Source organism: Psychrobacter sp. TS_SC_6 (assembly GCF_056156305.1).
Genome location: NZ_CM149590.1, coordinates 1,781,415 through 1,796,210 on the forward strand (window position 1 = coordinate 1,781,415; position 14,796 = coordinate 1,796,210).

At 39.9% G+C, this 14,796-nt stretch carries 9 protein-coding genes and 1 tRNA gene; 5 read left to right on the forward strand and 5 right to left on the reverse strand.

Annotated features, from left to right (window positions below; translation table 11 throughout):
• Positions 1-97: 97 nt before the first annotated feature.
• From AC0J5Y_RS07525 to tsaA, 4 genes are all read right to left on the reverse strand, one after another.
• The gene (locus tag AC0J5Y_RS07525; RefSeq protein ID WP_475130139.1) at positions 98-781 is read right to left on the reverse strand and encodes a TetR/AcrR family transcriptional regulator; all 684 of its coding nucleotides are present in this window, start codon (positions 779-781) and stop codon (positions 98-100) included.
• Between the two features lie 234 nt (positions 782-1,015).
• The gene (locus AC0J5Y_RS07530; RefSeq protein ID WP_475130140.1) at positions 1,016-1,804 is read right to left on the reverse strand and encodes a TatD family hydrolase; all 789 of its coding nucleotides are present in this window, start codon (positions 1,802-1,804) and stop codon (positions 1,016-1,018) included.
• Positions 1,805-1,951: 147 nt separating this feature from the next.
• On the reverse strand, positions 1,952-3,739 hold the full coding sequence (tfpB, locus tag AC0J5Y_RS07535; RefSeq protein ID WP_475130141.1) for a type IV pilus assembly ATPase TfpB: 1,788 nt from the start codon (positions 3,737-3,739) through the stop codon (positions 1,952-1,954).
• A 56-nt stretch (positions 3,740-3,795) separates the two neighbouring features.
• Positions 3,796-4,638, reverse strand: coding sequence for a tRNA (N6-threonylcarbamoyladenosine(37)-N6)-methyltransferase TrmO (gene tsaA / locus AC0J5Y_RS07540; RefSeq protein WP_475130142.1), 843 nt, complete (start codon positions 4,636-4,638; stop codon positions 3,796-3,798).
• A 398-nt stretch (positions 4,639-5,036) separates the two neighbouring features.
• Between tsaA and AC0J5Y_RS07545 the strand changes: the two genes are divergently transcribed.
• The 5 genes from AC0J5Y_RS07545 (at position 5,037) to AC0J5Y_RS07565 (ending at position 13,671) form a co-directional block, all read left to right on the forward strand.
• Positions 5,037-5,810: a ferredoxin--NADP reductase gene (locus tag AC0J5Y_RS07545; protein ID WP_475130143.1), complete on the forward strand. Its 774-nt coding sequence runs from the start codon at positions 5,037-5,039 to the stop codon at positions 5,808-5,810.
• Positions 5,811-5,949: 139 nt separating this feature from the next.
• Positions 5,950-6,036 (forward strand) — tRNA-Leu (locus AC0J5Y_RS07550).
• Between the two features lie 162 nt (positions 6,037-6,198).
• Complete coding sequence (locus AC0J5Y_RS07555) at positions 6,199-7,560, forward strand: tyrosine-type recombinase/integrase (protein ID WP_475130144.1); 1,362 nt, start codon at positions 6,199-6,201, stop codon at positions 7,558-7,560.
• A 245-nt stretch (positions 7,561-7,805) separates the two neighbouring features.
• Positions 7,806-11,771: an NACHT domain-containing protein gene (locus AC0J5Y_RS07560; protein WP_475130145.1), complete on the forward strand. Its 3,966-nt coding sequence runs from the start codon at positions 7,806-7,808 to the stop codon at positions 11,769-11,771.
• Between the two features lie 61 nt (positions 11,772-11,832).
• Positions 11,833-13,671, forward strand: a complete 1,839-nt coding sequence (locus tag AC0J5Y_RS07565; RefSeq protein WP_475130146.1) for a DUF4209 domain-containing protein — start codon at positions 11,833-11,835, stop codon at positions 13,669-13,671.
• Positions 13,672-13,682: 11 nt separating this feature from the next.
• Here AC0J5Y_RS07565 and AC0J5Y_RS07570 read toward each other — a convergent pair whose 3' ends face one another.
• Positions 13,683-14,756, reverse strand: a complete 1,074-nt coding sequence (locus tag AC0J5Y_RS07570; protein ID WP_475130147.1) for a hypothetical protein — start codon at positions 14,754-14,756, stop codon at positions 13,683-13,685.
• Positions 14,757-14,796: the final 40 nt, after the last annotated feature.

The following is a 14,796-nucleotide window of genomic DNA, read 5'->3' on the forward strand; positions in this document are numbered from 1 at the left end:
TGTATCAGATAAAGATTAATGTGTTGTTATATAGCATATAACAACACAGATTATTTTATAAAATAACCAATCATGGTTTTCAAGTTACAGTAAAAATCTAATAATTGGTATTGCGATGTTCTTCTGACTCAGTATCAATTTGTTCGACCAATTCCTGCATATCCTCATCCATTACTTCATCCTCAGCCGCCGGGTAATGACTTGGCAGCTCTAGCATTTGCTGGACAAAGGCATAGCGTAAGGTATCGCGGCGTCCCAAATAACGCTGATAAAAGCTTGAGTTCAACAGCCCTGCACCGCCCTGACCCATCGCCCAAATAGACGATAGATAATCACGCGTACTCAAGCTACTGTGTTCATCCTTCAGATAAGCACTGATAATATCAATCAAACGCTTCATACGCTGACGGCGAATATCATACAGTTCACCAAATAGGCGATTAAGACCCGTCACTGACGCCGCCAATCGCTCTTCGATTTGATTGAGTAGCATGGCTTTTTGTGGATTAAATAATTGCTGGAAAATCATACGAGCCACGCCTGCCGATGGGCAGTCATCAATGCGATTAATTTCAAACAATTGCTCTTCATAACGAATGATAATACGCAGATATAGCTCATCTTTACTAGAGAAATGCTTATACAATGTGCCTTTAGCTAAATCAAGCTGGTCTGCCAAGCTGTCTAAAGTGATGTCGCCATCGCCTGACTCAAGTAGCAATTGCTCTGCCATTGCTAAGATATTCTCTTCTCGTATCTTGAATTGATGCTGACGACTCATAACCTCTCCTAAAACTTGACAATATCATGCATATGACCAAAGTTTGCATTTGTATATCGACATCTATATGTATTGGATACTACAGAGACTGCCTGACGAACACAATAAAGAAATATGCGTATGCTTGCTAAATAATCATTTGTAATCATGCACTTATATTTAACGCTACAAGAAAATGCGCAGAAAATATCTGCTACGTGCAAGAAATGACTGATTGGTCATAGCATAACCATTTTAATGATACTGTGCTAGTAAATTCTCAAAGTTTTTTGCAGTCAGTGTACCAACCTCTTCGCTACTGCAGCCATACATCTCTGCAATACAACTGGCGACATAAGGTACATAGGCAGGTTCATTAGGGCGACCACGTTTGGGAACAGGCGCTAGATAAGGGCTATCCGTTTCAATCAACACTCTATCTCTTGGCATATTTTTTGCCGCATCTTTGATATTTTGGGCGCTTTTAAAGCTGACAATGCCTGAAAATGAGATGTAAAACCCTAAGTCTAAGGCACGTTTTGCGGTTTCCCAATCTTCGGTGAAACAATGAATAATGCCGTGCTCAGCACCTTCTGCTTTTAGAATATCAATCGTATCTTCTTTGGCATCCCGCATATGGATGACAAGCGGTTTTTTTAGACTTCGGCTGGCATGAATATGACGGGCAAGGCTGGCTTGTTGCGCTTTTTTGTTTTCCGTTGACCAGTAATAATCTAATCCCGTCTCCCCTATTGCCCACACATGGTCAGCGCTAGCCGTTTCTATCAAACGTTCAACGGTTGCAGATTGTAAAACGCTGATATCTTCACAAGGGTGAATACCAACGCTCATGCCAAGATGAAGCGTTTCATCGCCGTAGGTGCTGACAATATTGGCAATCTCATCATATTCAGAAAAATCACACATAATCGCCATGGCACGGCTGACATTGGCTTCTTTCATCGCGGCAATAGCGCCAGACAATTGGCCATCGTATTTGGTCAAATCTAAACGGTTGAGATGGCAGTGGCTATCGGTAAACATAAACAATCTCGTTATAGTCATTTTTAAAAATTATTAGGATAAAAATTCAATTTGTGTTGTATTTATTGTTTTGAAGCATGCACTTTTCAAGCACTGCTTAGCAAACTTACTTTTAATGCAATAGCATTTTTTAATATAGCAGAACCCCTAATGCAAAGGCACCACACGCATCACCTCTTCCATGGTCGTTACCCCTTCACTAATACGCTTCGCACCCGATAGGCGTAATGGCTGCACACCTTCACGGTATGCTTGTTGTTTGAGCGCATCCAGATTGGCATCAGCAGCGACCAGTTTTTTCAACTCATTTGATAATGGCATAATCTCATAAAGACCAATACGACCTTGATAACCAGTATGGCGGCAGTGCTCGCAACCCTGTGCCTTATAAATCTGCGCTGGCACGGACGCACGCCATGGCTGTACTAATTCTTGCCATTGAATGGCAATCTCACTATCTAAGATCACATCCACAGCTTGTTTACAATGTGGACATAATGTCCGTAACAGACGCTGTGCCATGATGCCCAAGATAGTCGCTGACGTCAAAAAAGGCTGAATTCCCAAATCGTGCAGCCGAGTAATTGAGCTTGGCGCATCATTGGTATGCAAGGTTGAGAGCACCAAATGTCCCGTCAAAGACGCTTGTACTGCCATATTGGCCGTTTCAGCATCACGAATCTCACCAACCATAATAATATCAGGGTCTTGGCGCATCAAAGAGCGAATACCATCAGCGAAATATAAATCAACTCCTGGATTAACCTGCATTTGATTAAAGGCGGGCTCAATCATCTCAATCGGATCTTCAATGGTACAGACATTGACCTGTTCAGTAGCTAATTGCTTGAGCGTACTATATAAAGTGGTGGTTTTACCCGAACCTGTTGGACCTGTCACCAGAATAATACCATTTGGATGCGCAGTCAGCTCATGCCAAGTCTCTAACTGTTTGCCCGATAAGCCAAGCTGGGCAAAGGAGCGTACCAGAACTTCAGGGTCAAATACCCGCATGACGAGCTTTTCACCAAAGGCAGTCGGCATCGTGGATAAACGCAGCTCAGTCTCTAAGCCTTTTGGTGTGCGCGTTTTCAACCGTCCATCTTGCGGCTTGCGTTTTTCTGCAACATTGAGTCGTCCCAAAATTTTAATACGTGCCGTTACTGCCACTATAATAGCGAGTGGCATCTCATAAACACTATGCAGCACCCCATCAATGCGAAAACGCACCTTGCCCGTCTCACGACGTGGCTCTAAATGAATATCACTGGCGCGCTGCTCAAAGGCATATTGCAACAGCCAATCGACCACTTTGACAATATGTTGGTCATTGGCATCGGGATTGGTGTTATCGCCCAGCTGCAATAAAGCTTCGACATTGGTGACGTCCGCCGCTGCACGCTTATGTAGTGAGTTCGCCCCTGCAATCGCTTGCGTGACCTGGTAAAATTCTTGCCGATAGCGATTGATTTGTTCAGGATTAATAAATACTGTGCGATAGCTTTTTGACTTAATAAGCTTTTGAATATTGCCATGCCAATCGGTATAAAACGGCTGATCGGTCCCTATAACCACTTCATTAAGCGTTACTTCAATCGGCAAAATATGCTGCGAGCGTGCATACTCAAACGACATCAACTGCGTCACTGCCGGTACATCGACTTTTAATGGGTCAATACGGACAAGCGGCATATCTGCTTTGGCAGCCAACCATTGATTGAGCCATGCCAAAGTTAATTTATTTTCAGTATTATTATCAAGTGCATGACTATTAGGCAGACCAAACTCACTTATAGTCAATAGCGGATGCTGACCCTTACTGCGGCGACTGGTAATGACGAGATTATAACCCCGTTGGTCTATCACTCGATCTGCCAGCAACTCATCAAGGCACCAACGCAAATCAATCACTATCGAATACTGTTGAGCAGGCATATTTCTTCTTCTTTATATGGTTTAGACCATTTGTTCAGCGGCGATATTTATCTTAACTATATTATATCGATATTCATTATCTGTAGCTCACCTGAATCTATCAAATGAAAACTCACATCAACAGATTTATAACGCATGATAAATGGTGCATGCGTCTCTTTACGACGATAAGCTGGGCGCGGGTCTTGTGCTATCAAGGCTTTTATATTATCGAGATCAGATATAAGTAACTGTTTCTGTATTTTATCAATGACCGCTTTTACCCTTGCTTTTTCATTCTTAGAGATTTCTTCTACTTCATTTTGAACATATTGATTGTCTATAATTTGCACAAACTGCTCATAGGCAAATTCAGTGATAGTCACATCCAACAAATGCGGCGCAAAGGGGGCAAAACCGCTTTGTGCCTCAGGTAGCGAATCACTATAAGCTACATAAGGCTTGATATCGATGATTGGTGTACCATCTATCATATCAGCACCGCTAATGATAAGTAACACGCGACCCTCTACAACCTCAAGACGTTCAAGCTTAACCACAGACAACCCAAGCGCTGATGGACGGTACATACTACGACTGGCAAACACGCCTATCTTCTGATTGCCGCCCAAACGTGGCGGTCGCACTTGTGCGCGAAAGCTGCTAACCGCTTTACTAGCCTGTTTATCTTTATACAGATAATTGTGATGAAACTGCCAGCTGACCCAAATATGGCTAAAATCTTCCAAACCAACAAACGCAGCTGGCGTATCATAAGGCGCAATCATCTCAATAATACTGGTCAATGCAACCAGATTTGGCTGTCTTGGTACGCCAAATTTCTGTGAAAGCGGCGCACGATGGTAGCCGATAATCGGTGCTGTATGATTACTCAATGAAGAAGCAGTCTGAAAAGACATAAATTAAATCCAAAAAACAGGGTTTTGTAGTTCCACATAAACGCTATACAAGCCATCTGCGACTAATTATAGATAATAACTCACTAACGATATTCCATTTTATCATGTCAGACCAAAGCCGCTTGACGGATTTTTATTTTAAAGTTTGTTATGATGAGCGAGAAATTTATTGAGAATAGCTTGCATTCATCATTAACGGCTTAAAAACCACGGTCATGCGCGCCGCGTTACTCTATAACGCCGAATAATAATGTTAAAATAACAGAGTGATGGCTTAATTAGCATTGATAGCATTCGTCTTCTATTAAAATCTTGCACCATTTTGACTTTATCATGAAAAATGGGTATTCAGCATTTATTTAGATTGATACAGATTACCACTTACTAACGAGGAATTTATGTCAAAACTCCGCACCGAAACGGTTACAGAGGTTCATCATTGGAATGATGCACTATTTAGCATCAAAACCACACGCGACGACGGCTTGCGCTTTCGCAATGGCGAGTTTGCAATGATTGGTTTGGTCGTTGATGGCAAGCCGTTGCTGCGCGCTTACTCGATTGCCAGTCCTAACTATGAAGAACATTTGGAGTTTTTCTCTATTAAAGTTCCAGATGGCCCATTAACCTCACGCTTGCAACATATCAAAGTTGGTGATGAGCTATTGGTCAGTAAAAAACCAACGGGCACTCTCGTACTAGATGATCTATTGCCGGGCAAGAACCTTTATATGCTGTCAACCGGTACAGGTGTGGCGCCATTTTTAGCATTAGCACGTGACCCCGAAGTCTACGAGCGTTTCGAAAAGGTCATATTAGTGCATGGTGTGCGCGGTATTAGTGACTTGGCTTATCGTGACATGTTCGAAAACGAGCTGCCGAATGATGAAATTTTTGGTGAAGACTTCCGTAAAAAATTCATCTACTATCCAACGGTTACTCGCGAAGAATTTAGAAACACTGGTCGTATTACCGACTTGATGAAATCTGGCAAATTTTTTGAAGATATCGGCTTACCTCCAATGAACAAGGAAGATGATCGCGTCCTAATCTGTGGTAGTATGCCATTTAATGCTGAAGTCTCAGCTATTTTGAATGATTTTGGTCTAACGGTCTCTCCGCGCATGGGTGTGCAAGCGGATTATGCGGTTGAACGCGCCTTCGTTGGTTAAAACCTGAATTTTTATTCAAAATATAATAAATAATTCTTGACGGGTAAATTTAGGCTGCTATAATACGCAGCCTATACAGAGATAACCCTGTAGCCCAATTCGATAATGTTTGAAGTATCTAAACTTTATCACCTAACATGCCAGTGTGATGGAATTGGTAGACATGACGGATTCAAAATCCGTTGCCTTTAAAAGCGTGTCGGTTCGAGTCCGACCACTGGTACCAATATATAGTTCTATAGTTACTTATAGAGCCGACAAAGCCCCTGATATCAGGGGCTTTGTTGTATCTAGTGTTCCATACTGTCTTATGAATCTATCCTAATCCATGCATCTGATGTACACTACTATGTACACTGGTTTTTAAATGTACATTGGGGTGTCAGTCATGGAAGCACGCAAGCCAATCAGTTCTGATCGCAGCATCAGTAGTCACAAAGCTGATGAGAAAGAATATCTGGTCTCTGTCAAAAACCATCCGATGCTTTATCTCATGGTCAGACCTAATGGTACTAAGTCTTGGGTTTATCGCTACCTGTCCCCTACTCATTCAAAAAACAAACGTATATCGCTTGGTGTATATCCAAACGTATCGTTTTCACGTGCCTGTAAAATTTGGTATGAATATGAAGATCTATTAAGCCGCAATATTGACCCTAAAACTTATCGTGAAGAATTTAAGAATAGTCTTATTAGTAAAACTAAAAATTCCTTTAATCATTTTGCTTGGGAGTACTTTGAAGGACTAGAGCAGACTCAAAAAGGTAATACTCTCATTCGTAAGAAAGGCCGTTTAGAGCTTATATGTTCTTATATTGGTAATGAACCTATTAGTGAAATTGACCCACCTAAAATGCTCAAAGTATTGTCAGACATTCAAGCTAACTCCTTAAATAAAGCTGGCAAGCCCACAGATAAGGCTGAACGCTGTGCAGGTATCGCTAGTGACGTATTTGTCTATGCTGGCGCTCGTGGATTCTGTAGCAGCAATCCTGCGGCGCTTATTAAGAGTCAATTAGCTAAGTCTAGCTATGGTCATCGTCCAGCTGTTACCAAACCGAAAGACTTAGCCAAGTTACTACAAGCCATTGAAACAATAGAAGGTGATTTGAATACGATCAACTCCCTTAGGCTATTAGCGTTGCTATTCGTGCGTAACGGTGATTTACGCCGTATGAGGTGGGAAGAGCTTAATATCGAGGCTGGTAGGTGGCAATTAAAGCCATTAAAGGGTCAAGGTAAGGTAAACATGGTTAAAGATATGATTGTTCCCCTACCTCATCAAGCCGTGGTTATATTGCGTGAACAGCAAAAGATTAATGGCCATACTCCATATGTCTTTTTTAGCCAAACGGCAAAAAAGCATCAGATAATATCTGAGAATACGGCAAACAAACGCCTCAAGGATTTAGGCTATCAAAACATACATTGTGCCCATGGCTTTAGAGCGACAGCGAAGACTACTCTGCAAGAGCAGCTAAAATACCCTCTTGTGCTTGTAGAGATGGCATTGGGTCATACGACTAAAGACCCTAACGGCTCAGCTTATGGTCGATTTGAGTATATTGATGATCGTAGCGATATGATGCAGAAGTGGGCTGACTATTTAGATGCGCTTAGAGAAGGTAGAGATACGGCTGAGTTTAGAGCAAATGTACAAACCAAAACTAATCCTAATACTCAGCTGCAAGCATTGATTGATCAGCTTGGAGAGGATAAAGTGTTAGAGCTATTGAGAAACAAAGAATAGTATTTTAATGTCTAAATAGATTGAAAAACACACTATATTTAAAAAAACCTTTTTAGTGTATATAGTATTTAAAGAGGTGTAATTATAACAATAGCACCCTTTATTGAGGAAAAAATTATTGTGGCTACGATAGACTTCAAGCAAATTCGATCTACACCTAAAAGCAAAAACGATAGCTTTGAGTCATTATCTATACAGCTTTTTAAATTTCACTGTAATCATCACAAGGTTCTTCATTCTTTAGTTTGAGAGGGGATGGTGGTGACGGTGGCGTCGAAGCTTACTATAAAACACCTACAGGAAAAATTCTGGGAATCCAAGCTAAATACTTCTTTAAGCTTGGCAGTAATGAGTTTGGTCAGATTAAGGGGTCTTTGGATACTGCTCTTAAAAATCATCCCACACTAACTGAGTATTGGATTTATCTACCATTCGATCTAACAGGTAGAGTTGCAGAGGGAAAACGAGGGAAAAGTGAAGTTGAGAAGTTTGGAGAGTGGTGCAATGACATAACCACTCAAAATCCGAACCTTCATATAAAGCTCATTACAGCCGAATCTGTAAGACAACAAATCTTGACGATGGATAGCTCAGGCGGTTTCACCTCTTACTGGTTTAACGAGAATATATTAACCTCTCAGAAAGTACAGAGCTGCTTAGACTCTGCCGCTGCTTTTGCTGGACCACGATATTGTAGTGATTTAGACATTACCACAGAAGCTCATGATGCTTTAGATGCTTTTGGCGAAGTTTATGACTTTAATCAATGGATCATTAATAGTTGGAAACCATTGAAAACTGACTTCAGGACAAGAACTCAATATTCAGACAAGATTTTTTCTAAGACTCCAGATAGCGAAAAAGTACAAGCTATGCGCCTATTAGAAGAACTCTTAGAAAAAACTTCTAGTAAACACAATATCCTCGATAAAACCATTCTTTGTTCAACTCTAGATATAGTAAAATCATTCAAGCCATTCTGTGAAAATGCAATAAAGCAGCAAGAAAAACACTTTTTTTCGAAATATGGTGAAAGTAGCGACACGCCTTCATTTAGACAGTTCCAAGCTGAATATATGTGTACATTCCCAGCAGGGGACCTAGATTTCTCGAGGGAATTACTTTCTTCGATAGTAGATATTGAAAAAATACTAAATAGCCCTCTTGTTCAATCCTACCATGCTTGCTCTTTCCTACTAAATGGGCCTGCAGGGGCAGGCAAGACACACTCTATCGTAAGCTTTGCGAAGAGAAGGCTCGACAAAGGCGCTCATACTCTGGTGTTATTTGGTGAAGATTTTGACAATGCGGAACCTTGGGATGTTATAAGAAGTAAACTTGGATTTGGCTCCAATATTGGACGAGACAAGTTACTATCTTGCCTTCAAGCAAGCGCTCAAGCCAACAACCATTGTTTTGTTATTGCTATCGACGCGTTGAACGAAAGTGCAAAAGCAAGAAAATGGAAAAACAAACTGCCAGAGATAATCCAACAATTAAAAGAGTATGATTGCATAAAAATTGTAGTATCTACTCGTGATATATACACCAATTTAGTAGTAGATGAACGATTCCCTGGCTATGCATATAGCCATATTGGATTCACTAGAAACTTTCATGATGTACTCTCTTCCTTCTCACAACGCTACAATGTTGAAAGTGAGATAACCCCTATTTTTACAGATGAACTAAGAAATCCATTATTTTTACATTTAGTTTTCAAAACATACAAACCGAAAGACTCTCCTTCTCTTGATGTATCTACTAGTGGTTTCTCAACCATATTTTCAAAACACCTCAAGCAAATCGATGATTCACTAAGAGATCGTTTAAACTATGTTAGTCCCAAAAATATCGTTCGAGCGGTAATGACTAAATTGTCTGACGTTCTAGCGCATTCAGATACTCAAACTATAAATTGGGAAACAGCCATAAATACAATAAAACCTATTCTAGGAAATGAACTATCTCCAGAAAGGTTTATTGATGAGCTAGCTAAAGAACAGCTACTAATTTTGTCAACTGATGGCGACGATGATTTTCTAATTAAATTTGGCTATCAAAGATTTGGAGACATGTTGCGAGCATCTTCGATAATTCAATCTTATCAAGAAATTGGCAATAATGATTTCTCAATCCTTGCAGAGAAGCTGGCGGTTTTAAGTGACATAGAAAATGGTGTCTTAGAAGCTCTCGCAAGTATTCTCCCTGAGGAGATCGGAATCGAGATCACTGATAGCCGTTTGGCCTTAGAACAAGATTTTGCCCATGATCTTTTCGTTAAATCACTCACTTGGCGTTCAAAAAAAAGTGTTACTCCTTGTATTGAGGAACATATATTTGGTGCATTAAAAACCGAAGGGTTATGGCAAACCGTTTTTGAAAGCCTATTTAAGCTATCGGTAGTACCAAATCATTACCTTAACGCAGAAAGTTGGTTCAAAGATTTTCAATGGCGACAAGATTCTCCATCAAGAGATACCTACCTTTCTGTCGCCTTATCAGAGTCATACGATAAAAAAGGTGCAATCTGGTTTCTAATAGAAACTCTAGAGAGAATAGATGATACCAAGTGGCCCGAAGAAAGTTATAGATTAGCATCCTCCGCTCTACTTTGGTGTTGTTCTGCTACAGACAGGCGCGTCAGAGACCAAGCAACAAGATGCCTTAGCTTGCTTTTTAAAAGGTACCCAGAGATAGGCCAACATGCAGTAAATACTTTTGTGGGTTGTAAAGATGACTACATAGTTGAAAGCCTAATAATCGCTATGTATACGGCTTGCTTACTTTCGCCTGAGTCGGCAGAGAAATTTATACAGCCATTAAATAGATATATTCAATCCAATAAAAGATCTAATAATATTTTAATTCGCGAACATTCCCAACTATTGAAAAATGAGCTTGTAAGGCTAGGAGCTGAAGAACACAAAATATCAAATCAATTTATACACCCTTCTCTGCCAGCAATATGGCCTGTTCTAAGCGATGTGCAGACATTGCTTACGCTAGAAAATTTACCATCAAACATGCATCTATGGGGAGACCAATTAGGTCCTGATTTTTGGCGCTACAAAGTTGAACCCAGACTTAGAGCCTTTGACCTAGAATCACAAAATATAAGTCATGAAAATATTGCCTGTTGGATCATGAGAGAAGCAGAATCTATCGGCTATCCTGGTTATAACAATGGTGCTCTCAACCATGACTTGGCAACTCTTCATAAATATGGAAGAGGAAGAGCGAAGCCCAGCTATGCAGAAACCATCGGCAAGAAATGTTATTGGGTTGCTTTTCATCGTTTGATAGGCTTGTTAGCTGAAAACGTACCAATAGCCCAATGTCAATGGGAGCCACAACTAAATTCTGATAGATTTTGGTCTTTAGAGCTGCGAAAAGTAGATGCATCTGACATAAGAGATTTATCGCACTCTCCAAAGTACCCGTTGAACGACATAGTAAAGCAAAATATTGAGATTCCAGAGTGTGATATTGACTGTTGGTTGCAAACTGATGATTACTGTCTAGCGAACGAAGTACTCATCTTGCCAGACGAAAACGATACTGTATGGATTAACTTGCGTTTCTATTCAGATGTCCGTATTAAAAAAGATGAGGACGACGTTTCATACAACGCTGATACCTTAATCAGTATAGCCAGCTATAATAGCTATTTTGTTGATCTTAATAACACAGAAAAATTCGAACTCTACGATCCTAGTAATAACCACTGCTACCTTGTCTACTTGGCAGAGTACCCTAGAAGTTTAGCTTTTAAACAATGTATTGCTGAACAAGATACAACTATTTCAGATGAACAGCGAATATTCTCTAGCATGAAACTTTTGAGGGGTGCAGAATGGGAGTACGATTATTCAAGCAATGTTGAACAAAGCTCTATTGATGTGCCGTGCCCTGATTTAGTCGAGAGGATGAAACTTTACTGGGATCAAAACAGTGGTTGGCTTGATGAAAAACAAGAATTAGCAGCATTTAATCATACTGCTGAACGAAACACTTTTTTGTATGTCAGAAAAGACATTTTAGATAACTACCTGTCTCAATCCGGAAAGTCTTTAGTATTTTCACGATTTGGTAGAAAACATTTCAGCAAAGGAATTGCAAATAATGAAAAATTAATGGAAGTGACTGGTAGGTATGTTTACACGCCAAGTGACTCTTCTTTAAAGCTCCTTAGCAAAGATATCGAATAGAAGCACGTTATTGATCGATCAATTTATTTTAGAACCATGTCTATAAGTAAGGAGTATTTAGATGACAAACCACATTCTGTGCTCAGCTACTGAATTCATCAATAAAAGCAAGCAGATTATTAACGCTCCGTTTGAGTTTGGATACTCTTCTATATCTGTGGCTTACTACCAACAAGCAAATCTGGAGCGAGAACAAGGTAATGAGCCTTTAGCAAACGCATTACAGCTCGCTTCAAATATCTGTTCAATGAAGCTAAATCCGAGTAGCATCAATGATCCTTTCGTAGCTAGTACAACTTACAATGACTTAACAGAAAGTTGGCGCTCAACAATCCCAGACGACCTAACTAATGAGCAATTGGACTTCATTGCAGATATTTATACTGGTATAACAGATCCAATGGTTAAAGCTCGTTTTACTGATCTACTTTGGCTATGTGTCAGTCCAAGGAAAATTGAATATGCACAAACTGCTATAGAAAGTTATATGCGACTTCCGATTGATCTTGATACGTGGCGGCCTGACGTAGGGCATTGTTGGGAGAGATGCATTCAATTAGCTAGACAGACAAAAAACCATCAAGAGATCCAAAGTATTGAGTCAATATTAAAAATTGCCTTTGAAAAAAGCTATTCAGATGGCCCTTTTATGAATCTCTGGCTTGGTGAAATAATTGGGCGTAACCGTCTGCTTAGAAATGAACTAACAGGAATTGCAGAAGAGCTATATGGTCATGGTATAAACCTTTTAAATTTAAATAACTATTGGCAAGCTCGTGATTATTTTGATATAGCTGAAGAGTTTTTTAGAGTTCAACAAGAAGATGATAAATGGCTAAGTTGTTTGCTATTATCAGCTGAGTGCTTTGTACTTGAAGGTGATTCTAAAGTATCAAATAACATTCAAGGTCAGATGGCTGCTAATCATAGCTATGAGAATGCTTTGCAGGCTTATCGAAAGATCCCGAAGGCGAAGAGAAGCTTGTACGCTGTCGACGAAAAAATGTTTTCTGTCAGAGATAGAATTACTGAAACAGGCCAAAACATATTAGACGAAATGCCTACTTTTCAATTGCCTGGAATTGATATAACTGACATAGTAAAGGCGTCTATAGAGCATGTATCAGATAAGCAAGACTTAAGCCATGCTCTATTATGCTTTACTGGCTTTCCCGCCCCTGTATATCAAGACCTACGATCTCAAGCCACCGAGAGCCTCCAACAGTACTTTCTGAGTAGCTTGTTTAGTAACATTCATTATTCCGGAGATGGACGAGTTACTGCTAAAAGCCCAGCATTAGGTCTTGATCACAAAACAGATGAAGAGAACGAACCAGCGATATTTAACAAAGTCACTCAAGATTTTCAGTTAAACATGCAGTTTATAGTTGAAGGAAGCATTGTTCCAGCACTAAACCAAATTCTCATGGAATTTAGAGTGACAAAGGATTACTTAATACAACTATGTGAGCATTCACCAATAGTTCCTGAAGATAGAGAATACCTTTTAGCTAGTGCTCTTTGGAGCGGCTTTGAACATGATTTTAGAAACAGTATTCACTTATTAGCTCCCCAAGTCGAACACATAGTCAGAACACTTTTAAAAAATGGAGGTGCTCATACTACTACTATTGATAAAGATGGCATCAACAATGAAAACGGCTTATCAACATTGCTTAGGAATGAGCAGGCTGAGAAGATATTGGGTGAAGACCTCCTGTTCGAATTAAAAGCTGTCTTTACCGAATCCATTGGCGCTAACTTACGCAACGGAGTTGCCCATGGGTTATTGGACGATCAAAGCTCTAGTTCGTACGTATCGGTTTATGCGTGGTGGATGGTTTTGAGGTTGGTTGTGAGATCTCTATTTGAGTTTAAAACTACAGATGACACAAAGTAATTGCGCTGAGCTTAGTTCTCAAGCCTATTATTTCTTAAATAATCTGCCACACCCAAAAAGCACCCCTTCATTGTCATCCGATCAAAGCTATACACATGCGCATGAGGTGCTTCTCTACAACGTCCTACCAAAGGTTGCTTCTGATCATGTTTGCCATTCGCTAGCTCTATTACTCCGGAACAAATTGGGCAGGTTGCCGTAAACTCAGTAACTCTCGCTACATTTAGCTTATCTTTGTCCCAATACATCTCGATATCAGCATTAACAACATTGATATTAGCAAAGAACATAGGCGCTTTAACAACACGATGATAAGGCAGCATATATAGCGGCATAAAAAAGTATCGCCAGTTTAAGTATGCTACGGGAATAAGAATAGCGTATAAGAACGCTTGCCAAAGCTTTAAGTTTGGTATCTCATTCATTAGCATGACAACGAATACAGCATATATGGCAATCAAGATATCTAGAAAAAAGCTTAATAGTAGCAGTAGCATTAACACAATGCCTTTAAAGCTCATCATCTTAAGCTCACCTTGCTTAAAAAACAGTCTCGTAAATAATGATGGCTTAACATCGGATGTGGCTTTACGCTCGTACGTGATACTACTTAAATCTTCAGGATCTTCGTCATCAGAATCCAAAACAGTAGACCCATCTGTCTGCTCATTCCCTTCATCCGCACTGTCAATAGCCTCGATATCCATCCATATCAATGTTTTATTCTTTGATCCACCCCCTGATGCTGAACTAACAATGATTGGCTTATATCCTAGATCGATAAATGCTCTTTTACAATCTGGTTGCCATTGAATAAATTCTGATAGTGTCGATTTTAGCTTTGACGTTTGAACTGCGTTTTTAGCAGTTAGGCTATCTACTGTATTCTCATTAATACTCTTGGCTCTAGCATAAATTTGTTGCCTTGATAACTTCTCAGGTTCAAAACCATCGTCTGAGTACTTGAACTGTTTAAGTTGCTCTTGAACAATAATTTCTAGATATTTATCACGCAGCGTATTACGAGGATAGTTCAATAACTGATTATGCAACTCACTAAAGACTTCTAAGTATTTGTTTTCCATAGTAATGCACCGATTAAACCCCTATTGATACCCTAATAGA

Excerpts from the sequence above, each read along its gene's own strand:
- tsaA (WP_475130142.1), bottom strand. The coding sequence starts at position 4,638 with ATGTCTTTTCAGACTGCTTCTTCATTGAGTAATCATACAGCACCGATT.
- AC0J5Y_RS07570 (WP_475130147.1), bottom strand. The coding sequence starts at position 14,756 with ATGGAAAACAAATACTTAGAAGTCTTTAGTGAGTTGCATAATCAGTTA.
- tfpB (WP_475130141.1), bottom strand. The coding sequence starts at position 3,739 with ATGCCTGCTCAACAGTATTCGATAGTGATTGATTTGCGTTGGTGCCTT.
- AC0J5Y_RS07525 (WP_475130139.1), bottom strand. The coding sequence starts at position 781 with ATGAGTCGTCAGCATCAATTCAAGATACGAGAAGAGAATATCTTAGCA.
- AC0J5Y_RS07545 (WP_475130143.1), top strand. The coding sequence starts at position 5,037 with ATGTCAAAACTCCGCACCGAAACGGTTACAGAGGTTCATCATTGGAAT.
- AC0J5Y_RS07565 (WP_475130146.1), top strand. The coding sequence starts at position 11,833 with ATGACAAACCACATTCTGTGCTCAGCTACTGAATTCATCAATAAAAGC.
- AC0J5Y_RS07530 (WP_475130140.1), bottom strand. The coding sequence starts at position 1,804 with ATGTTTACCGATAGCCACTGCCATCTCAACCGTTTAGATTTGACCAAA.
- AC0J5Y_RS07555 (WP_475130144.1), top strand. The coding sequence starts at position 6,199 with ATGGAAGCACGCAAGCCAATCAGTTCTGATCGCAGCATCAGTAGTCAC.